Source organism: Paenibacillus mesotrionivorans (assembly GCF_046098205.1).
Lineage (GTDB): Bacteria > Bacillota > Bacilli > Paenibacillales > NBRC-103111 > Paenibacillus_AR > Paenibacillus_AR mesotrionivorans.
Window position 1 is genome coordinate 125,918 of record NZ_JBJURJ010000006.1, and the last position, 22,907, is coordinate 148,824.

Annotated in this window: 26 protein-coding genes; 4 read left to right on the forward strand and 22 right to left on the reverse strand. The window is 55.4% G+C overall.

The window, feature by feature from the left end; genetic code table 11:
* The 9 genes from ACI1P1_RS10565 to ACI1P1_RS10605 form a co-directional block, all read right to left on the reverse strand.
* A complete protein-coding gene (locus tag ACI1P1_RS10565; RefSeq protein ID WP_416216348.1) occupies nucleotides 1–1,056 on the reverse strand; it encodes an XkdQ/YqbQ family protein in 1,056 nt (351 codons plus the stop codon).
* Nucleotides 1,053–1,697, reverse strand: a complete 645-nt coding sequence (locus ACI1P1_RS10570; protein WP_416216349.1) for a LysM peptidoglycan-binding domain-containing protein — start codon at nucleotides 1,695–1,697, stop codon at nucleotides 1,053–1,055. Before ACI1P1_RS10570 ends, ACI1P1_RS10565 begins: the two co-directional genes overlap by 4 nt.
* Nucleotides 1,694–3,598, reverse strand: coding sequence for a hypothetical protein (locus tag ACI1P1_RS10575; protein ID WP_416216350.1), 1,905 nt, complete (start codon nucleotides 3,596–3,598; stop codon nucleotides 1,694–1,696). Before ACI1P1_RS10575 ends, ACI1P1_RS10570 begins: the two co-directional genes overlap by 4 nt.
* 223 nt (nucleotides 3,599–3,821) lie before the next feature.
* On the reverse strand, nucleotides 3,822–4,220 hold the full coding sequence (locus tag ACI1P1_RS10580; protein WP_416216351.1) for a phage tail assembly chaperone: 399 nt from the start codon (nucleotides 4,218–4,220) through the stop codon (nucleotides 3,822–3,824).
* A 285-nt stretch (nucleotides 4,221–4,505) separates the two neighbouring features.
* Complete coding sequence (locus tag ACI1P1_RS10585) at nucleotides 4,506–4,940, reverse strand: phage tail tube protein (protein WP_416216352.1); 435 nt, start codon at nucleotides 4,938–4,940, stop codon at nucleotides 4,506–4,508.
* A gap of 43 nt (nucleotides 4,941–4,983) precedes the next feature.
* Entirely contained in the window at nucleotides 4,984–6,048 is a 1,065-nt protein-coding gene (locus tag ACI1P1_RS10590; protein ID WP_416216353.1) for a phage tail sheath C-terminal domain-containing protein, read from the reverse strand.
* Between the two features lie 50 nt (nucleotides 6,049–6,098).
* On the reverse strand, nucleotides 6,099–6,548 hold the full coding sequence (locus ACI1P1_RS10595; RefSeq protein ID WP_416216354.1) for a hypothetical protein: 450 nt from the start codon (nucleotides 6,546–6,548) through the stop codon (nucleotides 6,099–6,101).
* Complete coding sequence (locus ACI1P1_RS10600; RefSeq protein WP_416216355.1) at nucleotides 6,529–6,912, reverse strand: hypothetical protein; 384 nt, start codon at nucleotides 6,910–6,912, stop codon at nucleotides 6,529–6,531. Before ACI1P1_RS10600 ends, ACI1P1_RS10595 begins: the two co-directional genes overlap by 20 nt.
* Before the next feature lie 407 nt (nucleotides 6,913–7,319).
* Nucleotides 7,320–7,781 (reverse strand): ArpU family phage packaging/lysis transcriptional regulator, encoded by a 462-nt coding sequence (locus ACI1P1_RS10605; protein ID WP_416216356.1) that lies wholly within the window; start codon nucleotides 7,779–7,781, stop codon nucleotides 7,320–7,322.
* Nucleotides 7,782–8,003: 222 nt separating this feature from the next.
* Here ACI1P1_RS10605 and ACI1P1_RS10610 point away from each other — a divergent pair, with 222 nt between their 5' ends.
* The 3 genes from ACI1P1_RS10610 to ACI1P1_RS10620 all read left to right on the forward strand — a co-directional run bounded on the left by ACI1P1_RS10610 (nucleotide 8,004) and on the right by ACI1P1_RS10620 (nucleotide 10,728).
* Nucleotides 8,004–8,312 carry a helix-turn-helix domain-containing protein gene (locus ACI1P1_RS10610; protein ID WP_416216357.1) on the forward strand — a complete coding sequence of 103 codons (309 nt, stop codon included), beginning with the start codon at nucleotides 8,004–8,006 and terminating at the stop codon, nucleotides 8,310–8,312.
* A 496-nt stretch (nucleotides 8,313–8,808) separates the two neighbouring features.
* Complete coding sequence (locus ACI1P1_RS10615; RefSeq protein ID WP_416216358.1) at nucleotides 8,809–9,435, forward strand: ImmA/IrrE family metallo-endopeptidase; 627 nt, start codon at nucleotides 8,809–8,811, stop codon at nucleotides 9,433–9,435.
* A 144-nt stretch (nucleotides 9,436–9,579) separates the two neighbouring features.
* Nucleotides 9,580–10,728, forward strand: a complete 1,149-nt coding sequence (locus tag ACI1P1_RS10620; protein WP_416216359.1) for a glycoside hydrolase family 88 protein — start codon at nucleotides 9,580–9,582, stop codon at nucleotides 10,726–10,728.
* A gap of 417 nt (nucleotides 10,729–11,145) precedes the next feature.
* Here the strand turns inward: ACI1P1_RS10620 and ACI1P1_RS10625 are convergent, their stop codons facing one another.
* The 13 genes from ACI1P1_RS10625 to ACI1P1_RS10685 form a co-directional block, all read right to left on the reverse strand.
* Nucleotides 11,146–11,688: a P-loop NTPase family protein gene (locus tag ACI1P1_RS10625; RefSeq protein WP_416216360.1), complete on the reverse strand. Its 543-nt coding sequence runs from the start codon at nucleotides 11,686–11,688 to the stop codon at nucleotides 11,146–11,148.
* 19 nt (nucleotides 11,689–11,707) lie between these two features.
* Nucleotides 11,708–12,313, reverse strand: coding sequence for a DJ-1/PfpI family protein (locus ACI1P1_RS10630; protein WP_416216361.1), 606 nt, complete (start codon nucleotides 12,311–12,313; stop codon nucleotides 11,708–11,710).
* Between the two features lie 51 nt (nucleotides 12,314–12,364).
* The gene (locus ACI1P1_RS10635; protein WP_416216362.1) at nucleotides 12,365–13,324 is read right to left on the reverse strand and encodes a phosphotransferase family protein; all 960 of its coding nucleotides are present in this window, start codon (nucleotides 13,322–13,324) and stop codon (nucleotides 12,365–12,367) included.
* 14 nt (nucleotides 13,325–13,338) lie between these two features.
* Nucleotides 13,339–13,818 (reverse strand): NUDIX hydrolase, encoded by a 480-nt coding sequence (locus tag ACI1P1_RS10640; RefSeq protein ID WP_416216363.1) that lies wholly within the window; start codon nucleotides 13,816–13,818, stop codon nucleotides 13,339–13,341.
* A gap of 84 nt (nucleotides 13,819–13,902) precedes the next feature.
* On the reverse strand, nucleotides 13,903–14,493 hold the full coding sequence (locus ACI1P1_RS10645) for a DUF4269 domain-containing protein (RefSeq protein ID WP_416216364.1): 591 nt from the start codon (nucleotides 14,491–14,493) through the stop codon (nucleotides 13,903–13,905).
* Complete coding sequence (locus tag ACI1P1_RS10650) at nucleotides 14,490–15,005, reverse strand: GNAT family N-acetyltransferase (protein WP_416216365.1); 516 nt, start codon at nucleotides 15,003–15,005, stop codon at nucleotides 14,490–14,492. Before ACI1P1_RS10650 ends, ACI1P1_RS10645 begins: the two co-directional genes overlap by 4 nt.
* A 106-nt stretch (nucleotides 15,006–15,111) precedes the next feature.
* Entirely contained in the window at nucleotides 15,112–16,752 is a 1,641-nt protein-coding gene (gene groL, locus ACI1P1_RS10655) for a chaperonin GroEL (RefSeq protein WP_416216366.1), read from the reverse strand.
* An 88-nt stretch (nucleotides 16,753–16,840) separates the two neighbouring features.
* Nucleotides 16,841–17,125: a co-chaperone GroES gene (gene groES / locus ACI1P1_RS10660; protein WP_416216367.1), complete on the reverse strand. Its 285-nt coding sequence runs from the start codon at nucleotides 17,123–17,125 to the stop codon at nucleotides 16,841–16,843.
* A gap of 580 nt (nucleotides 17,126–17,705) precedes the next feature.
* Nucleotides 17,706–18,485, reverse strand: a complete 780-nt coding sequence (tatC, locus tag ACI1P1_RS10665; RefSeq protein ID WP_416216558.1) for a twin-arginine translocase subunit TatC — start codon at nucleotides 18,483–18,485, stop codon at nucleotides 17,706–17,708.
* Between the two features lie 55 nt (nucleotides 18,486–18,540).
* Nucleotides 18,541–18,789 (reverse strand): twin-arginine translocase TatA/TatE family subunit, encoded by a 249-nt coding sequence (gene tatA, locus ACI1P1_RS10670; RefSeq protein WP_416216368.1) that lies wholly within the window; start codon nucleotides 18,787–18,789, stop codon nucleotides 18,541–18,543.
* Between the two features lie 112 nt (nucleotides 18,790–18,901).
* Nucleotides 18,902–19,408: a MogA/MoaB family molybdenum cofactor biosynthesis protein gene (locus ACI1P1_RS10675; protein WP_416216369.1), complete on the reverse strand. Its 507-nt coding sequence runs from the start codon at nucleotides 19,406–19,408 to the stop codon at nucleotides 18,902–18,904.
* Nucleotides 19,408–19,875: a cyclic pyranopterin monophosphate synthase MoaC gene (gene moaC / locus ACI1P1_RS10680; RefSeq protein ID WP_416216559.1), complete on the reverse strand. Its 468-nt coding sequence runs from the start codon at nucleotides 19,873–19,875 to the stop codon at nucleotides 19,408–19,410. The genes ACI1P1_RS10675 and moaC overlap by 1 nt, the downstream gene beginning before the upstream one ends.
* Before the next feature lie 19 nt (nucleotides 19,876–19,894).
* On the reverse strand, nucleotides 19,895–20,539 hold the full coding sequence (locus ACI1P1_RS10685) for a 5-formyltetrahydrofolate cyclo-ligase (protein ID WP_416216370.1): 645 nt from the start codon (nucleotides 20,537–20,539) through the stop codon (nucleotides 19,895–19,897).
* 341 nt (nucleotides 20,540–20,880) lie between these two features.
* Here ACI1P1_RS10685 and ACI1P1_RS10690 point away from each other — a divergent pair, with 341 nt between their 5' ends.
* Entirely contained in the window at nucleotides 20,881–22,884 is a 2,004-nt protein-coding gene (locus ACI1P1_RS10690) for an ABC-F family ATP-binding cassette domain-containing protein (RefSeq protein WP_416216560.1), read from the forward strand.
* Nucleotides 22,885–22,907 lie beyond the last annotated feature (23 nt).

Genomic DNA, 22,907 nt, shown 5'->3' on the forward strand with positions numbered 1-22,907 from the left:
TTAGCCTCCCTTGTACTCCTTCAGATACATGAAAATGTCGTCCTTATCGGCTCCGGATGGATCTGCGTCCTTCACAGGCTGTTCCGCCTCCTGCTCATCCATCACGTTCTGGAAGTTCAGCTCCAGCGCCACCATGTGCTGCCCGTTTTCGAAGGTATGGGTATCCTCATCTATATAAAAAAGCCCGTTGAGCCCTGTATAGGACTCCCGGACTTGAACCGCATTTCCGGCGAGCAGGTCATACGCATCCGGTCCCCCCAACAGCTCGACAGATGCGTTTTTCCGGTAATCCTGAAGCAGGGATTTGGCCATGGTTGCCATATCCTTGCCCTCCTCCTGCTGGTAAACCTTCTGCAAAAGTCCATAAGAGGAAACCCATTCCGGACGGGAAATATGGCCAAGCGCATTGCCTTTTTCATCCGCCAACAGCACCGTATTCACCATATCCTCCAGATTTTCGCCATAACTGGACTCCGTCAGATGCACCGATGCCAACACCTTGCGCCGGGCCACCTCAGCACCTTTTTCCACAACATCCAGCTTGCCTGCATTCATGCGGGGCATATAACGTTTTCCGTTTTGTCTGCCTGCGGTGGTGTATGCGGTCATAATCGCCTCATAGCCTGTTTTGGCCAGGTGGGGAAAGCTCTGGGGGATGCCTGTGTAGGCCATCTCGCCTGCCAGAATCTCCAACTCCCGGCAAACCACATCCGCAATTTGCTCTGCTGTCACCTGTTGGAACTGCCTGGACAGCTCCGACTTGATGAGATAGATCATCCCGTCATAGGCGTTAATGGTCAGTCGGTTGCCGGTTAGGGTTTTAGACTTGCCAAACACATAACCCCGGAACAATTCCTCCCCCTTACCGGAAAATAACATCAGCACATCCGCCAATTCAACGGACGGAGATCGCAGCCAAACATCCGTCACCGATACTGCCAGCTCCACCTCCAGCTTCCTGGCCGCCTCCTGGTAGCTGCCGCTCCAGGTTATCCGCTGGACCAGATGGGTAAGGTCCGTCCGGCTGCCTTCCTTGGATAGATGCAGAAGCTTCATAACATCAGCGCCTTTCCTTCAGGCAGCACCAGCTCATCGGGCAAAGCATTCCTTCGGCGGAGCTCCTCGGCCCGCAGCGCATTATGGTAGAAGCGGCGCGCGATGGCCCACAGGGTATCTCCCGGCTTCGTGATATAAATGCTGGGCACCGTACGCTCCACCGGCCGGGTGCCGGTATATTCCTGCAGCAGCGCCAATGCGTCCGTTGTTCCGTTTCCATCCAGCTCAGGAGGCAGAAACCGGTACTCCTTCAGCTCCAGGGTAAAATAAATATCCTGCGGCCCCGGCTTTTGCGAAACCTGGAAACTTTCAATGGACATCGCCTCATTCACCTTCAGGCTCTCGCCTACGATCAGGAGGCGGATGGGCTTGCCGGATTCCCGCCAGCGGCGGATCATATCGAGACAGGCGGCCGGGGTGGGGAACCCGGTGTACTGGCAAAGCGCGTCCGGACGGACGGGAAAATACGAGGACAAAGTCACCGTCTTCAGACGCGGCTTGCCGATAAGATTGATCTCCCCGATTTCACTGTTGTTCACCGTGGTATTATTCAGGCCGGTGGACATCTCGAACTCACGGGGAGGTACGGGAAGCCGCAGCTTCTCTGCCCCGTTGTTGAAGGTCAGCCAATATTCAATCATGCCGTTGCACCTCCCGGCGCCATATTGAAGCCTGCAGCCTCGACTGCTTGTTTAAGAGCAACCATCAATCTGCCGATATCCGGGTCAGCGGTTCTTCCGGCCGTCAGGTTAATCACCACAGGTGAACCCGACCGGTCCATACTCCTCGCCTCCTGCGCCGTCAGCACCCGCTCGTTCTGATGGAGCATAGCGGGATAGTTGTCATAGGGAACACGGGGAAGGCCGATGGCATGGTTATAATAAAGCGGAAGAGCAGGCGGCGGTCCGGGGGCTGGAGTAGGTTGCAGGTAAGGCATTTGTATGGATTTGGGATTGTAAATGACGCTGGGAGCAGATGGAGGCTTTGAACCAACTCCAGGTGTTGACATTGGACCGGTTCCCGGCGCCTCACTGGAGTCCTGCTTGGCCGGTTTGGATGATTTAGAAGAACCCCCATCCATCCAATTCAGCACTAGCGATTCAAGCAGGCTCGCCCCAGCCCCGGCAGCAGCCCCAAGAACAGCGCCGCCTGGACCCAAAATTGCGCCTATTCCCGCTCCTGCAACACCGTATGCCAAGGCAGAAAGAATGGGATGATCCTTAATAATCGTCTCCATTCCTCGGGTAATCCCGTCGCCAAGGCTTAATACCATTTTGAGGCCAATGGACGAAAAGGTCGAAGTCACTGCCGCCATAAAGACACTTCCTTCAGCGCCAATACTTGTGATCATGTCCTTGCCCTCCTTGCTGAACCAATTATCAAAGCCTGTCTTGATTTTATCCAGCACCATTGTGATTTTATCCTTTAGATCCAGCTTCCCGAATTCCTCATTGTTGAAAAATGTGCTCTCCAGCCATCCTCGAAGCTGCTCGGAGCGTTGGGCCACCCCTTGGGCCAACCCGCTCAATAATTCGGAGCCGGCCGTTAACATCTTTTGAAAACCATCGCTTCTTAAAAAAACAGCCCAATTCTTTAATTCCGGCTTTAAGGCATCCAGCGTTTTCCGCCCCATGTCTCCAATTCCGTCCTTGAGTGCATTGGTGATGGATTTCCAAAGGCCCTCTGCGGATTCTCCCGCTTTTTTGCCACCGCCCGCGAACATATCAGCCAACGCTACTCCATTGCGGCTTGTGACCTTGCCCATGTTTTTCCCAGCGGCCTTTATCTTGCTTTCTGTAGTCTGGAAGCCAAAATCCTCCATGGCATCGGCCTCACCCTTTTTCAGCTCGGCCAGCGCATCCAAGGCATCCTCAAGGGATTTCCCCGGTGTAACAGCCGCCATATCCCCGGCAAGCCGCAAGAGATTATTGGCTTCGACGGTATCCCCCATGGCAATGCCAATAGCCCGGGTGCCCGCCTTTTGGACCTCCCCCGAATCGAAGCTGGCCAGCTCCGGGGAGCTGCGGTAGGTTTTCATATAATCGGCTGCGCGTTTTTTCACAGCCTCTGCAGGCAAGCCCTTGTTGTTGGCGGCAATCAGATGCTCGACACTGAGAACATTGCGTTCCATAGCGGCTGCACCTTTGAGGGAGGCAGTCACCAGCTCGGCGGTATGGCTCAGAAGCTTAAGGGGCTGGAACATCAGTTTGACCACCTTCATAAAAGCCGAAAGAATGGTCGTAGCCACCTTCGCTCCGGCTTTGATCAGCTTCTCCTTCCAATCCGAGCCCTTGGGCTCCTTGAGCTGAAGGGAAACAAACAGGCTGGTGTGATCCATATCCTTCAGGCTTTTCTGCACCTTTTTCAGATCAGTCGCCGCTTCCTTGGTGTTCATGTTGACCTCATACTTCTGCCCGAAGGTTTCCTCCAGCGCCGTCTTCGTTTTAACCGTTTCGTCGCGGAACTCCTGGGTTTTTTTGATGGCCTGCTTCAGCGTGTCCGTGTAGTTGTCGGTGAGGCTGAGCACGGCGGTGAGCTTCATAAGCGATCCTCCCCTCCTTGCAGCTCTTACATACAAGCTCCTTACATCAGCGGTACGGTGGGCCATGCCTGCTGGCGGATCAGCCGGTCCCGCTCCATGATTTCGTATTCGAAAAATGCCCGCACCAGCAGTTTTTCGCCGGGGGGCATGGTGTAGACCTGTGACGGAAGGAGCGCCTTGCGGCTCCAGCAATAATAGAGGAACGCAAGCTCCCCGTCCGTCTCTATCCGTTTTTTAGCTCGGTTACCGCATTTTCACTGTAGCCGGATAGTTCTGAAATTTGGCTATACAGATGGGCGATTTCCCCGGATTGCAGCAGCTTGCTGGATTCCAGCAGCTCCTTGGGAGTGGCGGCGCCGTAACGCTCCAAGAGCTTGGGGGACTTCAGGTCGGGAGTCGTTACCCCCTTCAGCAGGGTAAAAATCCGCACAGCCACCGGGTCCTTCACACCACCCTTATCGCAAATTTCGCTGATTTCCTCCTCCTCGGACAGGGTCAGCGCCTGAATGGTAAACACTACCTTCTCACCGGCCGCTTCGCTAAGGCGGGTCAGCTCCACCTGGCGCACCGGGCGCTTCAGCTTGGTTGGGTCCAGGCCCAGCAGCAAATCCAATGTACTCATAGGTTCGTTCTCCTTTTTATTGTTGATGTGTGGAAAAAGTCCGCTGCAGCGGAACCCTATGTTCCGCTATTCCAGCAGCGCAGACGCCAAAACCGGGATAGCGGAAGCCAATTCTCCGCTATCTCCTCTCCAGCACCCCCTCACCGGGGGAAATGGTCCAAATAACGGAAATTTCCCTTCCGTTAAGGCGGGTCCAGCCGCTCACGGCAGGGAATAGCGGAAGAGCTCCTTCCGCTATCTGCCTTCACCCGCTTCTGCCCCCTCCCCCGCCGCTCTGCCTCTATCTTAGTTAGACCCCACCAAATCCGTGGTCTCCCAATCGGTGAAGGTGAACGGGCATTCCAGCTCGCCGTTTTTGCGCAGCTCCCAGTCGATGAGGGTCATATCATCGAAGCTGGCGTCCTTGATGATAATGCGCTCCGCTCCGGCGGCGGAGGGGTCCTTCACCTGCGAGATAATCTGGAAGCGGGTGATGGTTCCGGCCTTGATCAACTCGCTGAGCTTGGCGATCATGCGGGAGTTGGTTTTGTACATACGCAGGGTGCCGGTGCCCTTGTACCCCATAAACTTGCTGTCGGTGGCGTATTTGCCCGCGACCGGAATGTCCTCTTTTTCAATGCTAACCTTGGCCTGGAGGCCCTTGACCTCCGCAATATATTCCCCGTCCAGCCATACCTCGCCGAACGTGCCGTTGATTACCTTTTCCCCTTGCATGGCCATACATCAATTCCTCCTTGGAAAATGGGTTTATAAGACCTGTCGCTTACAGAAAAATATCCAGCTTGATATCCTCAATGGCATCCAACGGCTGCACCGTGGCCTTCAGGAACACCTGATCGTCGGTGTTGGCCTCCTTCAACTGCTGCTCGTTCATCCCGGTTACGTTAACCCCCGTGGACTGCAGATACACACGCTGCGCTGCCACATCAATCGCCGCCCGGTTTTTGCCCGGATCGAGAATGCCGCTTTGCTCCAGACCCTCGAAATAAGCATTCATGGCCGAAACCAGCAGCAGCTTGTTCATATAGCTGTTGTTCATTTTGCCGATGTAGTTGTCCTCCGCCGTTTTGCGGATATCCGCATACAGCTTGTTGAGCACACGGACCACCTTGATCTTTTTCCAATCGGCACCCATGGCTTGGGTGGGGGTGACGAAGGAGGTGACGCCGCGGGCGATCTTCACCTTTTCCCCGTCGTGGTAGAGGATCAGCTTGCCGGCATCCACAGCGGCATCCGCCTGGGCCTTGGTCAGCTTCGGCACATTGGTCACCTCAGGCAGCACCTGGTAGGTAGGCGAAACCGACAGGGGCAAACCGGCGATCAGACCGGCAATCCGTGCGGTAAAATCCGAATTGGTGTACGTAACGGTCCCCACCTTGATGGTGTCCGTGGTGAAGTTCACCACAGCCGGATGATCTGCCGCCACAGAGGGCAGCACCGCCATAATCTTGCGGAGCTTGGTCTCGAACAGCCCCTTGGCCCACACACCCATGGCAGCCGCATCGGCAGCGGCAATGCCGGGCACGGCCAGCACATTCCATTGGATGGTTTCCAGATACTCCTGGGCGGCGGCGTAATCGGTGGCATTGGCGGGAATCACCACCAGCTTCACCTGGGCAGGCGCTCCGGCCAGAGCCAGACGGGCGTAGTCCTTGTTGGCGGACGTCAATGCCGCCGGAATATCACTGACTGTGTAGAGCTGGTGCTCCACCACTCCGCTGGCTGCAGAGGCGTCCTTCAGAATCAGCGCGGCAATGCCTGTTGCGCCTTGGGTGACGGCGGCAGCAGCCGCTTGTTTGAACACGATTTGGATACTCGGTAATGGCATGAATAATTCCTCCCGTTAAATAAATGGACTTGCAGCGTACAAAATCTTGCTCAGATTCCCTTCCAATGCAGCTCCTGCACCAGGGGCGCCTCCGGCACAGCGGCGCTTGGGGTATATTGGGTGGAAAGGGTGACGGTCAGAAACATGCCTGTTTCCCCCGTCCCTCCAGTGAAGGCCTCTACCTGAAACACGGTGCCTTCGGGTGCAGTCAGCACTGGCCCCCGCATAAACGCCTCCCGCAGCCGATCCGCCACGGTGAGCTGGGCAAGCCCGTCCGGCACACCTCCGGCGGGCATCTCCGGCAGAACCATCACCTGCCACTGGATCTCGAAGCGGACGGTGGACACACCAGTCGTTTCCGCACTGCTGGCTTGATGCTCCAGATAAAATGCCGGAACCATAAGCTCCGCAGGCAGAGCCTCCACATAAATAGGCCAGCTGCTTTCACCCATCACCTGTCTGATGGTTGCCTTCATCACCTCAAGACTGCTTCGATACATGAAAACCCGCCGCCTTTCCTGCAGAATGGTAAAAACGGTCGGCCAAAGCGGGCAGCTTGCCTGCCGTCTGCTGCAGCGCACGTCCCATAATCCGGGGAGCACCCAACCGGGATGCATTGGGCATGGCTGTTCCCGCCGCTATGGCATAAGGCCCTTTTTCCTCCAGCACCCATTCTCGCTTGCCTTGGTAGGCCGTCCGCCGGAAGGACGCCGCCAGCCTTGGGGATACCCGGACGCTTCCTTCAGCGCAAGCATCCATAAACTCCTCCGCCATGTCATATCTCAGGCGGTTATAGAACCTGCGGTTGGCCGAAGCTCCGGCCATCTGCCTCATAGCCTTATCCAGACTCTGCACAGTCAGCATGGTCCGTCTCCTCCTTTACGCAATGGTGGGGTTTGCTGCAGAATTGCGCACTCCCCTCCCAGTTGCCCCACAGGCAGTCCTTGCATCGCGCCGGCTGAACAGCCAGATAGCCTTGAAACTTGGGAACCCGTTTACGAAACCACTTCATCGCCTCTCTCCTCTCTTGTTCGGGTAACAAAAAAGACGCCTCCTGAAGATGCGCCTTTGGGTGCGTCTTGTCCGGCCTGTGACAGCTCGTCCGGATCAAGCGGATGCGGGTATGCGGTTGGTGTTTTGCAGCCTTGTCTTGGTTGGCTACGATATCAATATACCATGGCGGCTGTCCAATGGCGGGCCAACTTCTGGCCATCCTCCGGCCGTGGAGCGGCCACATGTGAGCTTGTCTCTTTTGCTGGTAAAAAACGCTGCTACTCTGCAAATTTCCACTCCTCCAGCCGCAAGGCCAGCGCCAGGTTGACGATAGCCTTGGCCTTCACTCTCCGGTACGTCCGTTCACTCAGATGCACCTCCTGGCACACCTGAAAATCCATTTCTCCATCCAGGCTGCTTAAATACCGCAACCGGATAATCTCCCGCTGTTTATCCGGAAGACTGCCCACTGCCCGTTCCACATCCTCATAGGCATTGCGCATCCGCTCCTCCTGATCCGCATTCCACACCGCTGCCGCCTCCGTCGCTTTGCCGATGCGGTTGGTTGTCCCATGATACCGGGGCTCATTGCCTGACGTCATCCGGACCTCCCTGCGCACCATCCCCAGGAACTTATAAATCCGCGCCGTCTCCAGCTTCTCCTCTACCTTGCGTCTGGTTTCGTCCATATGGATTTCCATCTGGCCGATGCGGAGCTCACCCTTGTTCATTTTGCTCATTTGTAAAACCTCCCCGTATTTGCTGTTTCAACAAAAATATCGTATAATAAGCGCTATAAACTTAATATTTTTGCTAAAACAGCAATTTATATACCTTTATACTACTGGCTAAGTAAAATGTTGTCAACGAAACTTTTGCTGAATCCGCAAAAAAATCGTTTCCCACACCGTCAAAAATGGTATAATAATGGTGTGTTGTTTAAAAGGGAGTTGGTGAGGAAGATGAGAATTGGAGACCGGATCCGCAGCCTGCGGGAGGAGAAGGGCTGGACCCAGCTGGAGCTGGCCCAGCAGCTCGGGATCAACAACAGCGTGCTGTCCCGGATCGAGGCCAATAAACGGCCTGTGGAGGATGTGCTGGTGGCCGCCTTCGCTGATGTGTTCCAGGTGAATGCGGATTCTCTTCTCGGACGGGAGCCTCTGGGCGGCCGGGCCTTCTTCGGCGGAGCCCACTCCTATACGGAAGAGGAGCTGCGCGTAGCAGAAGCTGCGGTGGAAGCCTACCGCCGCATGAAAGGACTGGACAGATAAGCACCATGTCCCGCCTCCAAAGATAAGCCCCAAAGGGCTTTCTTTTTGGCAGAAAAAGCGAACATACATTCCGTAAAACCTTGATATACCTCCCTTTTCGCCCGAAAACGGACTTTCGGTCGGTTGCTTCATTACTCAGCGTGTTGCATAATTATGGATATAGATATAGAAGTGTGGAAAACAGCTGGAACACATTCCTCTGGCCGCCATTACCCGGAGAGATTGTATCCATTGAGCTTTTTAGGGCCAGGGCAAGATACTGGAGACTTTGATCATCGGGAAGCTGACCGATCCGGTCCGTCACGAAAAACGTCAGTAAACCCTTGATCAGGCGCCATATATGAACAAAACCCTCCTGGATGATATAAATAAAGCCCTTGGCTTTATTTCCTCCAGCCAAGTAACCGACATTTTTCGCCCGCTCGGGTTTATGGACCCGGAGGGCATTCTTTTTCGCCTAAAAATCGAACATACATTCCCTTTTGAGGTGGATTTTATGATACTTAAGAATTATAAGACCTGTGGGCTGGAGGAATGGATTAATGCCCGGTATATACATAGTGGCATCCGTACACCCGGTGATTTGGACCCGGAGTCGGTGGCGCAGCTGTTCGGAGCGGATTTGGTTATGTATTTAGGACCTTCCTTTGCTGATTGGCGGGAGGGTGGATATTCGGTGATTTTTTTGGACCGCAGATTGTCCGACGATGAGCGGCGGGCTGTGTTTTTTCACGAATTATGCCACCCTATCCGCCATGTGGGCAAGCAGATGGAGCTGCCGCAGCTGTTTGCCGAGCTTCAGGAGATTCAGGCCGGGCTGTTCCAGCTGTACGCGGCAATGCCGATTTATATGATCGAAGGGTTTACCGAGCATCTGGAGGAAGCCCATGCAGTCCAACTGCTTGCCCTTGAATTCCGGCTGCCTGCGGAGCTGGTGGAACGCCGCCTTCAGCAAATTGCCGCCCGGCTGCGTAAAAGTGAGGAGGAGGCCGAAATGGCCAAGGACCTGCCGGCTATACCCGCCACACAGATTATTGCCCATTCGCCGGAAACGCTGAAGCTGCTGAACAAGCTGCTGTGGCTATCCGCCCAGAAGGGGCGCAGGGTGAATCGGGGGAAATAGGTTGGCGTAAATCATAATACAGCAACATTATCCCGTAACCGCCCTACACTATGGAGACCCTCTTTCCGTTATGCTGGTTGGGAGAGATACAGAAGGATTCTGAAGCATGGAAGAAGCATACTACCAATTGGAGGATGATCAAATATGGATTCGAAGCTGCCGGATTTGGGGCTGAAGCTGGAGGAATGGCTGCCTGACGCTTGGAACAGGCTGACCGTCAAAACCAAAACGATGATCGGACAAATCGGGGACAAGGTGCCTCATGTCGCCGGGCAGGACGGCAAGTATGATAACAGCAGTCTGGACTGGTGGACCTCCGGCTTTTACCCGGGGCTTCTGTGGATTATGCATGAGATGACCGGAGATGATGTGTACCGTGAAGCAGCCTGGAGCTGGGATGAACGGATCGAGCAGTGTACCCTGCGGGATAACCGTTTCCATCATGATGTGGGCTTTCAATATTTGCCTACGGCAGTGATCAAATATAAGCTCACCGGGGACGCGGACGCACGCCGCCGCGGACTGGCCGCCGCCAATTTCCTGGCGGGCCGGTTCAATCTGGCAGGCCGTTTCCTGCGGGCCTGGAACGGTGACCACACCGGCTGGTCCATCGTGGACTCCTCGCTGAATCTGAGCCTGCTCCTCTGGGCAGCCGCGGAGCTGCCGGATCCCCGCTTCCGCCATATTGCCCTGGCCCATGCGGATACGGTGCTCACTCACTTTATCCGGGAGGACGGCTCGGTGCGCCATATCGTCTCCTTCGATCCGGAAAGCGGCGCGTTCCTGGAATCCCTGGGCGGACAAGGAGCCGGACCGGATTCCGCCTGGAGCCGCGGCCAATCCTGGGCACTGCACGGCATGGCCAATGTGTACCGCTTTACCGGGGAGGTTCGGTTCTTGCAGGCGGCGAGAAGGGTCGCCCACTTCTTCCTGGCCAATCTGCCGGAGAATCATGTGCCCCATTGGGACTTCCGCGCCAACAACGGCGTGCTAGACGGCGAACCCCGGGACACCTCCGCTGCCGCCTGCGCCGCTTCCGGACTGCTGGAGATCGCGGCAGCTGTGGGTTCCCCGGCGGAGGCAGGCTTGTACGCCCGGGCAGCGGAGCAAATCCTGGTCTCGCTAACCCGGCACTATGCCACCTGGGAGCAGCCGGAGCATGAGGCGATCCTGGTGGAGGGAACCGGCCACAAACCGGCCGGGCAGAATATTAACGTGTCCCTCATCTATGGGGACTACTATTATGTGGAGGCGCTGGCCAAGCTGAAGGGCTGGCAGCACCGGATTTTTTAGGGCTAGGCCCCTCTCCCATCAGGGGAGGCCGTGATGCAGGCCGCTGCCCCTTCTTGTTGGGAGCAGCTGTGATGTAAGCTGCCCTACGTGTGAAGTAGTCATGACGCAAATCGCCGCTCCCTTCCCCCTTTTCGGGGAAGGGCGGCGCTCTAACGGCGGTGAAAGCCTTTATTTCTGCAAAACACTACCTCAAAAAATCTAACGGCGGCCAGCGCCGCTATTCGTGTCAAATGACGGGTTACCGCCCCCATTCTGGCCAAATAGCGTCTCCTGCTTCCGTTAGATTTTCCATACCCCGATTTTGGGGCAAATAGCGGCTTTCACCGCCGTTAGAATTCACAGCCGCCACACGTCCTCAACTTAAACCCAACTGCTGTGCGTATTCTCTACTTAGTCTTCCGCCGGTACACCCCCAGCTCAAGCCCCCCGCTGCTCCACACTCGCACCCTCAGCCTGGTCCTTCTCCCACATTAAGCTGCCCATCCAAGCAGCCAACTCCTTGGATCCCGCCGCCACAATCCGCTTCGCCGCAAACTCCTCCGTCAGCCTGAGAATTTTGGCGGGGTCATAGCCGTGATTCCACTCCACCACCATTTTCACCAGATTGGAAAAGGACTGTTTATAGTTCCACTGCTCCAGCCCCGTTCTGCTCCGGATGAACCGCCGGATAATCCGGTAATCCCGCACCAGAACATGGGGATGCAGCACCAGCACCCAGTCTGCCTGGCGGAAGCTCTCCATGGTCCACCCGTGCTGCACCCCCTCGAGAATCCAATCCTCTGACTCCAGGATCTCCTGGAACATCCGGTTGCGGACCGCTTCCGGGTGCCGGACGTTCGGCACGCTTCTGTCCCACATCAGGTTATCGATTTCGTGATAAGCAATGCCAAATTGCCGGGACAACATCCGGGCAACCGTCGATTTTCCGCTGCCGCAGGGACCGATAATCCGTATCTTCATCTTGAAGCTCCTTCACTTGTCACTCCGGCGGGGCACTGTCCGAATCCATATCCACAACCCCCTGCATCCGGTAGGGGTAATCAATCTGCTCCTTCACCTGCTCGGCCGCTCCCCCAGAAACCAGGAGTTTGATCATGTACAGCCCCAAATCAATGGAGGATGCCACTCCACCTGCCGTAATCACATTCCCGTCCCGGACGATGCGGGCAGGAACAACCTCTCTGCAATACGGCTCCAGCAGCTCGTAGGCCCGGGGATGGGTAGTGGCCCGCTTCTCCTGCAGGAACCCTGCTGCCCCCAGAAGAAGGGAGCCGGTGCAGACCGAAACAAGATAGTCCGCTTTTTCCGCCCCCTTCAGCCACCCCACAAAGGCTTCGTCATACCGGAGCTTCCGAGTTCCCATACCACCCGGCACAAACACCATATCGTATTCCGACAAGTCCGGTCTGATCCGCGGCACCTTAACCGTAAGGCCCAGTTCATCGGCAATTTCCCCGGACAATCCGCATATATCCCAGGTGGTGTCTTGGGTGCGGTCGAAGCCCCTGAGACGGTAAATTACATCATAGAATCCGATAAAGTCCAGAAACGTCACTCCGTCAAAAAGCACAAGCGCAATCTTCACCCCAATCCCTCCCTCAACGGTATGTCAGATGATATGTACGATCCCGGCAGATTATCCGAGAACTTCTTGAATGCGCTGCCAAGCTTGGGCCAGCCAGTTTCGTGTCCTTACTCCATGATTGACGGAGGCAAACTGCCGGTACGGCCGCTCTACATGCAAGACCAAATTCAGATAAAGATCGTACAGCCTCCTGCGGATTTCCTCAGCTGGTGTAAACGGCACTTCCACCCCATACCCCTGGCAGAATGCCTCCGACAAGCTTCCGCTGCGAAAGTAAGCCTCCAGAAGCGGGTCTCCCCACAAGGCCCGCTCAAAATCGATCAGCCCCGTAATCTTTCCCTCCTGAACAAAAACATTCCCGTCCCACAAATCCCAATGAACCAACCGAGGCTCCTTGACCGCCTCCAGCGGATCCCGGCAGCGCTCCACCAGCGCCAGGATCTCAGCTTCGGATGCTGGCATATCCACATCCATCTCCTTGCCATCCTGGAGAACATCCTCCATCATTCCCTTAAACACCTCGAACCAGCCCGTTCCCGCAGCAACCGGAGCCACATACGGCCCGAACCGGTCCCCACGGATATCGTTCAACACCCGGTTATATTGCCCCAGCTTGTACTCCACCGCATCCTGCTCCTCCCGGCTCAGCGACGGCTTCAGCTTGTTGTAGGGTGTGCCCTCCAGATACTCCATCACGAAATAGTCTGATGGCACCAGCCTGCGGCTGTTATCATACACGAATACACGGGGTACGGGCAGCACCCCTTCCAGCCGCTGGAGCAATTCCACCTCCGTCTGCATCAGCTTTACCTCATACCGCATTTGCTTCACATCCGGCAGAGGAGCCAGCTTCAATACCGCTTTTCTACCGTCCTGCAGGCGGATCAGATAGGCTGTATTGGCCCAGCCATCCGACAGCTCCTGCGTCTCTGCCGGATCGGCACCGAAGGTCTCCCGTACAAGCAGCTCCAGCGCCACCTCGTCAAGCTTCAGCTTAGTCGCACTTTCCATGGTTACCCACTCCTTTATCCTCTGTTTAATATAACCCTGCTTTCGACTTCACCGGCAATCTGCTTCCAGCCGAAGCTGTCGAACCATCGGCCCTCCCGGTAATTAACGATAGCCCGTGCCACATATGGAATCGTATTGGCGGGGAGCTGATCCAGAGGAAACCATGCCAGCTCATCGCATTTATCCGGCTCCCGGTTTACAAGCTCTCCCTCCCACGCCTTCACATGCACAAAAAAATCCACCCTCTCGTCGTTGGACAACCGGTGCATCACCCCCACCGTCTCCACATCCTTCCGGCGGATGATCACGCCCGCTTCCTCGAAGGCTTCTCTCGCCGCAGCCTGCCAAACCTCCTCACCGCCATCCAGATGCCCCGCCACCACACTGTAGTTGCCGTCCTCATAGCCGGTATTGTAGCGCCGCAGCAGCAGAATCCTCTCCTCCCGGACAAAAAACAAATGCACCGCCGGAATTAGCCTGAACCTGATCTTCAATCCAGCCCCTCCTCCACATAATTTTCTGTCATTATAGCACATTTGTTCGGGTCGAGGTTACATATTTTAGAAGAAAAACGTGTCTCACTCCGTTAGCCTTGCCGCCAATGCCCCCAGCTGTTCAGGGGACCAAAGATACATGTCCCGAAGCTCCTTGTAAGGATCGCCCTCCAGACGCAGCAGCCGTGCAAAGGCCGGCTCTGTTTTGAACCCCTGCAGCTTCAGACTGCGGATAGCTTCCCGTCCCTTGTCATCCAACAGCTCCAACAGACGGTGCTCCACCACCATATGCCGGTAACCATTCTGTTCCTCCACAGGCAGCGGCTGTCCGAAAATCTCCACCACCCAGCCCTCATACCGGAACCGGCCTACCTGCCGGAGCAGCCCATCCACTTCTCTGGCGGCATACTCGAAATCCTCACAGCTCCCGAATGTCCCTTTCAGCAAAGCCTCAAAAACCTCTCTCCTCTCCTGCTCCACATGGCAAACCACATCCAGATCACTTCCGGGTATATCCACATCCAGAGGAACTGTTCCCACCAGCACAGGCTGGTACGGCCCCAGCACCTCCATCACGCCAAGTCTGCAAAGCGCCCGGTAAACCTCCTGCTGCCATGGATTACCCTCGATCAAATAATCGATTCCCGCCAAAAAATCCTGCTCCCGGCTGCTCAAAGCACCTTCTCCGTTTGCCCCGTAGCGTATTGGCACAGCGCAATTTCGATACCGTCAGGCATCACCCGGCGACGAACCTCCTCAAAGCCATGGTTCAGATACAATGTAAGCAAATGCTCCCGGTCAGCATAAAATTCAATGCGCACATGCTTAATCCCCCGGCGCTCCGCCTCCAGCTTGACCCACTCCAGAATCCGACCGGACAAGCCTGTTCCGGCATAAGCGCGGCTTACCCCCAGCTTTTTCAGAAACATATCCTCGTCTTCCCGAGCCTCCGGCCACCAGAATTCATTATGGGATTTCAGCATAAAAGCCCCTGCCGGCTCTTCCCCACAATAAACAAGATACAGCTCCGCATCCCCATTTTCGGCAAGGAACCTCTCCTTCTTAAGACCCTCCAGACTCCACATCGGCTGTCCGATCTCCTCCAGCCACAAGGCAATCTCCCGCAGCAGCGTCAAAAACCGCTCTGTTTCCTCCTCCGTCCCAATCCGTTCCACCCGGATTTCCATAGTTATCTGCTCCTTTTGTTATTGATTATATCGCTTTATAAGGCCAAAAAAGAGACCCCGGAGGGTCTCTTCCTTAAATTTCGTATAGGGATGGAGCAGAGGTGGATTAGAATCCGCCCATACCGCCCATGCCGCCGCCTGCCATAGCATTCATTTCAGCCATGCCTGCTTTTTTGTCTTCCGGCTTCTCGGCTACAACAGCTTCGGTAGTCAAGAACATCGCTGCAACGGAAGCAGCGTTTTGCAGAGCGGAACGGGTTACCTTGGCCGGGTCAACGATACCGGCTTGGAACATGTTCACCCACTCATCGGTAGCGGCGTTGTAGCCAGTGCCGATTTCTTCCTTCTTCAGACGCTCAACGATTACGGAGCCTTCTTGGCCTGCGTTGGTAGCGATGATGCGGATCGGCTCTTCCAAAGCGCGCAGCACGATGTTTACGCCAGTCTTTTCGTCGCCTTCTGCAGCAACTGCAGCAACTGCAGCATATACGTTCACCAGGGCAGTACCGCCGCCGGATACGATGCCTTCTTCCACAGCCGCACGGGTGGAGTTCAGGGCATCTTCAATGCGCAGCTTGCGTTCCTTCAGCTCGGTTTCAGTAGCAGCACCAACCTTGATAACCGCTACGCCGCCGGACAGCTTAGCCAGACGCTCTTGCAGCTTCTCGCGGTCGAAGTCGGAAGTGGTTTCTTCCAGCTGCGCACGGATTTGGCTGACACGTTGGCCGATGTCCTTCTTGTCGCCGCTGCCGTCTACGAGGATGGTATTTTCCTTGGTTACACGCACTTGACGGGCGGAACCCAGTTGAGCCACAGTAGCGGACTTCAGTTCCAGGCCCAGCTCTTCGGTGATCACTTGAGCGCCGGTCAGAGCAGCGATGTCGCCCAGCATAGCCTTGCGGCGGTCGCCGAAGCCAGGAGCCTTAACAGCTACGCAAGTGAAGGTGCCGCGCAGTTTGTTCAGAACCAGGGTAGCCATTGCTTCGCCTTCAACATCCTCAGCGATGATCAGGAGGGGTTTGCCTTGTTGTACGATTTTCTCGAGAACAGGCAGAATTTCCTGGATGTTGGTGATTTTCTTGTCGGTGATAAGGATATACGGGTTATCCAGAACAGCTTCCATCTTGTCGCTGTCGGTAACCATATAAGCGGACACATAGCCGCGGTCGAATTGCATACCTTCTACAACTTCCAGCTCCGTTACGAAGCCCTTGGACTCTTCAACGGTAACGACGCCGTCGTTGCCAACCTTTTCCATAGCTTCGGCGATCAGTTGGCCCAGCTCTTCGTCAGCAGCGGAGATGGAAGCAACTTGTGCGATGGATTGTTTGCCTTCGATGGGCTTGGAGATCTTTTGCAGCTCTTCAACAGCAGCTCTAACAGCCTTCTCGATACCCTTGCGGATCACCATCGGGTTAGCGCCTGCAGTTACGTTCTTCAGACCTTCGCGAATCATGGCTTGAGCCAGAACGGTTGCAGTAGTGGTACCGTCGCCTGCAACATCGTTAGTCTTGGTAGCCACTTCCTTAACCAGTTGGGCGCCCATGTTTTCGAACGGGTCTTCCAGTTCGATTTCCTTGGCGATAGTTACACCGTCATTGGTGATCAGCGGGCTGCCGAATTTCTTCTCCAGCACCACGTTGCGGCCCTTGGGACCGAGAGTAACCTTCACTGCATTCGCCAAAGCATCCACACCGCGAAGCATGGAGCGGCGGGCGTCTTCACTGAACTTAATGTCTCTTGCCATGTTATGGAAACCTCCCGAATAAGTATAATTTGGTCATGCTATTTATGTTTGGCCAAGCCTGCCGGTCGCCGGCAGCGCTTAAGGAAGCTTATTCGCCCAGTACGGCCAGGATGTCGCTTTCACGCATGATCAACAGCTCTCTGCCTTGATACTTCACTTCAGTACCGGCATATTTGGAGAAAAGAACACGGTCGCCTTCCTTAACCTCCAAAGCTACGCGCTGTCCATCCTTCAGGTGTCCGCTGCCTACAGCAACAATTTTGCCCTCTTGCGGCTTTTCCTTGGCAGTATCGGGAAGAACGATGCCGCTCGCCGTGGTTTCCTCCTTCGCAATGGCTTCAAGAACTACGCGGTCGCCTAACGGTTTGATCATGGATCAAATGCCTCCTTGAATAATGGTTTAGTTGGTGTAAGGTTGCGCTGTTGCGCTCTGTTAGCACTCGAACCAACTTAGTGCTAACAACAATTCTTATATTAATCAGTTTGGGAACAATTTGCAAGTCTTTTGGGCCAAAAAATCTTCAATGTCCCAGGCACTTTCCTCATTCTCCCCACCGGGAGGAAAAATATTCCGGAGCGGTGGCACCATGTCCAGGCGGGAAGCGGGGCGACGGGCTGTAACGCAGGGAAGTGGACGGGCGGAGTTAATGGAGTGTACTCGTGTACTCGGTTTTTCATACCCAATTTTCGCACAGCTCCCATTTGGGGCAATTGTACCCGGTTTTTCATATCCATTCTGCCCGTTTGCCTGTGCCGGGGCTGATTATGTATGATTTTTCGAGTATAAAGCCTCCAATCCCGCCATTCTGCAGAATTATGGTCGGTTTTTCATATACACCTATCCTCCTGGCTCCAACATGCTCCATAAACAGCAAAAAACCGCCGCCCTCCCGGACCACGGTTTCTATTGGAGGAGCCGCATCTGCTCCGGAAAGCTCGCAGCTCGCGAGACGTTACACGGGATGCTCCTGCTTCTTGCCGTAGAATTCCTCTTCCCATGCCTTGTCCTTGTCCAGCTGCTTGCGGTATACCCTGGCGGACAGCAGCACACTGAACTCATAGAGCAGAATCAGCGGAACCGCCACCAGAAAATCCGAAATAAAATCCGGCGGTGTAATCGCTGTTGCCACAATCACCAGCACCAGATACGCGAAGCGCCGCAGCTTCTTCATCATCCGGGGATTCAGAATCCGCAGCTGGGTGAGGAACATAACCACCACCGGCAGCTCGAAAAGCAGCGACACCGGAATCAGAATATTGAACATAAAGCTGAAATATTGGCTGACCCCGTAAATCTCCGTCAAACCCAGCCCCCGGTTCACCTTGGTGGTGAAATAAACCGCCATCTGGAACACAACGCCGTAGGCGAAGGCCAGACCCACCACCCACAGCACCACCGAAAAAGGGATAAACCGGAGCGCCGCCTTTTGCTCATGCTCCTTCAGCCCCGGCTTCACAAACGCCCACACCTGATACAAGGTGAACGGCAGCGCCACCACCAGGGAAATGCCAACGGCAAACTGCATATAGATACGGATGCCATCCCAAAGGGATATGGCATGCCAAGCCATGGATTTGGCCGGCTCCACACTTTTGATAAAATCAATGACATACGAGGAGGCAAACAGCCCCCCGATCATGGCAACCACAAAAACCGCCAGCACCAGGATAACCCGTTTGCGCAGCTCCGTGATATGCTCCACCAGGGACATGTCCTTGTCCTCATCCTTCATCTCCTGCATACCACCACCTGCCGATCCGTCGAGTCTGTCTGTCTGGGAAGCTTACTTAATCCTGCAGCTTCGTGGAGCTTTGGGTGGAATCGGATTTGGCGGAAGGCTGGACTTGAACCTCTTCGTTACGGATTTCCTTGCGGGGTTTGGGTTCCTCGTCCATGATGTCTCTGGCGCCTTCCTTGAATTCACGAAGCGTGCGGCCGAACGCCCTGCCCAGCTCCGGAAGCTTGTTGGGCCCGAACAATAGCAAGGCGACCAAAATAATCAATATGATGCCCGTTGCGCCAATTCCACTAAACATGAGGCCATCTCCCCTTTTATGAATCGTATGCAAGCGTTTTATTATTCCGCCGGCAGTACCATTGTACCGCTTTATCGCCGGGCCATCAACGGGCAGGTTGGGCTAAATAAAATCAAGCCCCCTCCCCCTCGTCTACGCTCTCCCGTCCCTCCAGCTGGTTCAAGGCTGTCGGAAGATAACCCATTACGGCCTTCATGCTTTCATGGACCCCCTTGGGGTCGGCGGGCAGGTTCAGAATCAGCGACTGACCCCGCAGGCCGGAAATCCCTCTCATACACAGCGCCTCCGGCAAATTCGCCGCAATCATCGCACTGCGGATGGCTTCCGCAAAACCCGGCGCAAGACGCTCCACCACCTCCAGCGTCGCCTCCGGTGTCACGTCCCGGGGCTTCAAGCCGATCCCTCCGGTGGTGATAACCAGATTCGCCTCATAATAATCCGTCATTTCAATGAGGGCCGCCATAATTTCATGCTTCTCATCCGGAACAATCCGGAACTCCACAATTGCGCCCATCAGCTCTTCCTCCACCAGCTCGCGGATGACCTGTGCGCTGGTATGCTCCCGTTCCTTGCGCGCGCCGCGGTCGCTGGCGGCCAGTATGCCTACTCGAAAACCCATTAGCGGTTCCCTCCCTCTTCTTGGAATGCGGATTGGCCGGGCCTCTGATACGGGCCGCTTTTGCCTCCATGTTTGGCCAACAAACGTATCGGCCCAATCTCCATATCCTTATCCAGCGCCTTGCACATATCGTACACCGTCAGCCCGGCAGCGGAAACGGCAGTCAACGCTTCCATCTCCACACCGGTTTTGCCGGTGGTTTTCACAGTTGCTTCTATATATAGCGTATCCCGGTCGTTATCGGAAAAGCGGATGTCCACTCCCGTCAGCGCCAGGGGATGGCACATAGGAATCCAATCGGAGGTTTTTTTGGCCGCCATGATACCTGCGATTTGGGCAACAGCCCGTACATCCCCTTTGGCAATTCCTCCGGTTTTGATCTGGCGGAGTGTGTCGGGGCGCATCAGCACCGCCGTTTCGGCTACGGCACTGCGCTCCGTTACCGTCTTGTCCGTCACATCCACCATCCGTGCTCTTCCCTGTTCATTAAAATGACTGAATTCCCCGGAATGCTCCGACACCCTCTCCATCCCCTCTCCTCACGTACCAGCCTGCTTCGGTTACTACCGCATCCATCTTTATATCATGGGCCTCCAATTCAAGACCCTCACAAAGCTGCATCTCAAAAGCCGGGGCAATGGTAATCGGACGGATTCCCTGCCCATCAAGTCCGGCCAGAAGCCGGTCGTAATACCCGCCTCCATAACCTACCCGTCCCCCATTCCGGTCAAATGCCACTCCCGGCACCAGAACAGCAGCCAGCAGCGCCGGGTCAGCCGGAACCGCCCCTTTGGCTGCATCCGGTTCAAGAATCCCCCATAACCCCGGAGTCAGCTCCTCCATGCTGTGGACGTTGAACAGCTCAAGCCGCTTCTCCGCCGGAACCGTCTTGGGCACTGTCACGGAACCGCCAGCCTTCCAGCAGTGTTCCGCCACCGGATGGATATCCACCTCATGGCCGAAGGGCATAAAGGTCAACAACCGGCTTTGGCCCCGAAGAGTGCCCTGGCGTTCCAGCATGTCCACAATCCTGCTGCAGATAGCGGCGGATTTCAGCCTTCTCTCCTCCGCTCCCAGCCGTTCCCGCTTGTCCAGCACAGTGCGGCGGAGCTCTTTTTTCCATTGGGACATGCCTGATGCACACTCCTTTAAGCCGACGGTTTCAGTTGGGAAAATCCGTTCTGTTAGGTTAGTTCTATTGTAGCATATTATTCCAGACCGCGAAAAACAATCCCCCCCGGCAAAACATCTTCAATAAAATTGATCAGCCGCCAGCCATCCCATAAAATCATTCCCTTCAAATGGCAGAGCCAATGCGCGGTTCACAAAATAATCCAACCTGATCCTTTAGGACGTTGGACTTTTTGGCTATAAATATTTCGTGGGATGAGAAAAGGGACCCGGATATGTTACACTATGTACACAAATCTTGATTTTAAGCGTGAAATTTGGAGGGACGAAGGACCATGGCCATTTTGCTTCAGGCCTCAAACATCAGCAAGAGCTACGGCACCCGAACCGTGCTGTCGAATATAAATGTACAGGTGCAGGACAGAGAGCGAATCGGCCTGGTTGGTGTCAACGGGGCGGGAAAATCCACGCTCCTGCAAATTATTTCCGGGGAAATGTCGCATGACAGCGGCGAAATCTTCAAAAACAAGGATATTCGTGTCGGTTACCTGGCACAAAATAGCGGCCTGCAAAGCGAACGGAGCATCCGGGCGGAAATGCTGGACGTATTTGCCCCTCTTTTGCAAACCGAGCGGGAGCTTCGTGAAATGGAAGAGGCCATGGCTGACCCGAAGCTTCATGAGAACGAAAAAGCGTATGAAGCCCTGCTCCACCAATACGCCGCCAAGTCCGAGCAGTTTAAGGAAAAGGGCGGTTACAGCATGGAATCCCGCATGCGCAGCGTGCTGTCGGGGATGGGCTTTGGGGATTTTGCCCCGGATACGCTGATTTCCACTCTGAGCGGAGGCCAACGGACCCGTCTGGCCTTGGCCAAAATGCTGCTTCAGGAGCCGGATGTGCTGATGCTGGACGAACCTACCAACCATCTGGACATCGCCACCCTGACCTGGCTGGAAGGGTACCTGCGCTCCTATCCCGGCGCCATTCTCGTGGTATCCCATGACCGGTATTTCCTGGATGCCCTGGTTACCGCCATTTACGAAATCGAACGCCATCAATCCGTCCGTTATACCGGCAATTACAGCCGTTATGTGGAGCTGAAGGCGCAAGAATACGAAATCCGAATGAAACAATTCGACAAGCAGCAGGAAGAAATCGCCCGGATGGAGGATTTTATCCAGAAGAATATCGTCCGTGCCACCACCACCAAACGGGCCCAAAGCCGTCGCAAGGCCTTGGAGAAAATGGACCGTCTCGACAAACCCCAGGGTGAGCTGAAAAAAGCGGCCTTCTCCTTTGAGACGGCATATTCCTCCGGACGGGATGTGTTGAATGCTGCGGACCTGGCCGTAAGCTACGACGGCGAAACTCCGCTGTTCCAGCATGCCAGCTTCCAGCTGTCCCGCGGCGATACGGCTGCGCTGATCGGACCCAACGGCGTCGGCAAGTCCAGCCTGTTCAAGGTGCTGACGGAGCAGCTCAAACCTTGGAGAGGGACCTTCTACTGGGGGACCCGTGTCCAAATCGGGTACTATGACCAGGAGCAGTCCCATCTGAACGGGGCCAACACAGTCTTGGATGAGGTTTGGAATGAATATCCCCATATGGAGGAGGCCCGGGTACGTACGGTTCTGGGGAACTTCCTGTTCAGCGGCGAGGATGTGTTCAAGCGGGTCTCTTCCTTAAGCGGCGGGGAAAAAGCCCGGGTGTCCCTGGCCAAGCTGATGCTCCAGAATGCCAATATGCTGATTCTGGACGAACCAACCAACCATCTGGATCTGTTCAGCAAGGAAGTGCTGGAGGCCGCATTGATGGATTACGAAGGTACCCTGCTGTTTATCTCCCATGACCGGTATTTCCTGAACAAAATGGCGGACCGGGTATTGGAGCTGGACAAGGACGGCATTACCGCCTATCTGGGGAATTATGACGATTATATCGAGAAGAAGCTGGAGCTGGAGGAAGCCCGGGCGGAGGCGGCCGACGCTTCCTCTAAAACCGCTTCCCGCACGGAAAGTGGAAGCGGCGCCACCGGAGCAGGCTCCATCCGGAACCCGGCCTCCGCTAATGGGAGTGCCAAAGGCGTTGCTGCAGCGCCTGCGGCCAGCAGTTATGAAGCGGACAAACAGGCCAAACGCGAGGAGCGCAGCCGCCAGCGCCGGCTGGAGCAGCTGGAGCAGGAGATCAGCCAGCTGGAGCAGGACATTGCCGGGCTGGAGGAGCAGCTGACCCTCCCCGAGGTCTACAACGACTATATTGCCGTCCAAGGCATCAACACCGGGCTCGACGCTAAGCGGCAGGAGCTGCAGGAGCACTACGAGGCCTGGGAGCAGTTAATGGCATAAATGGTTAGCTGCAGGCGTTATTC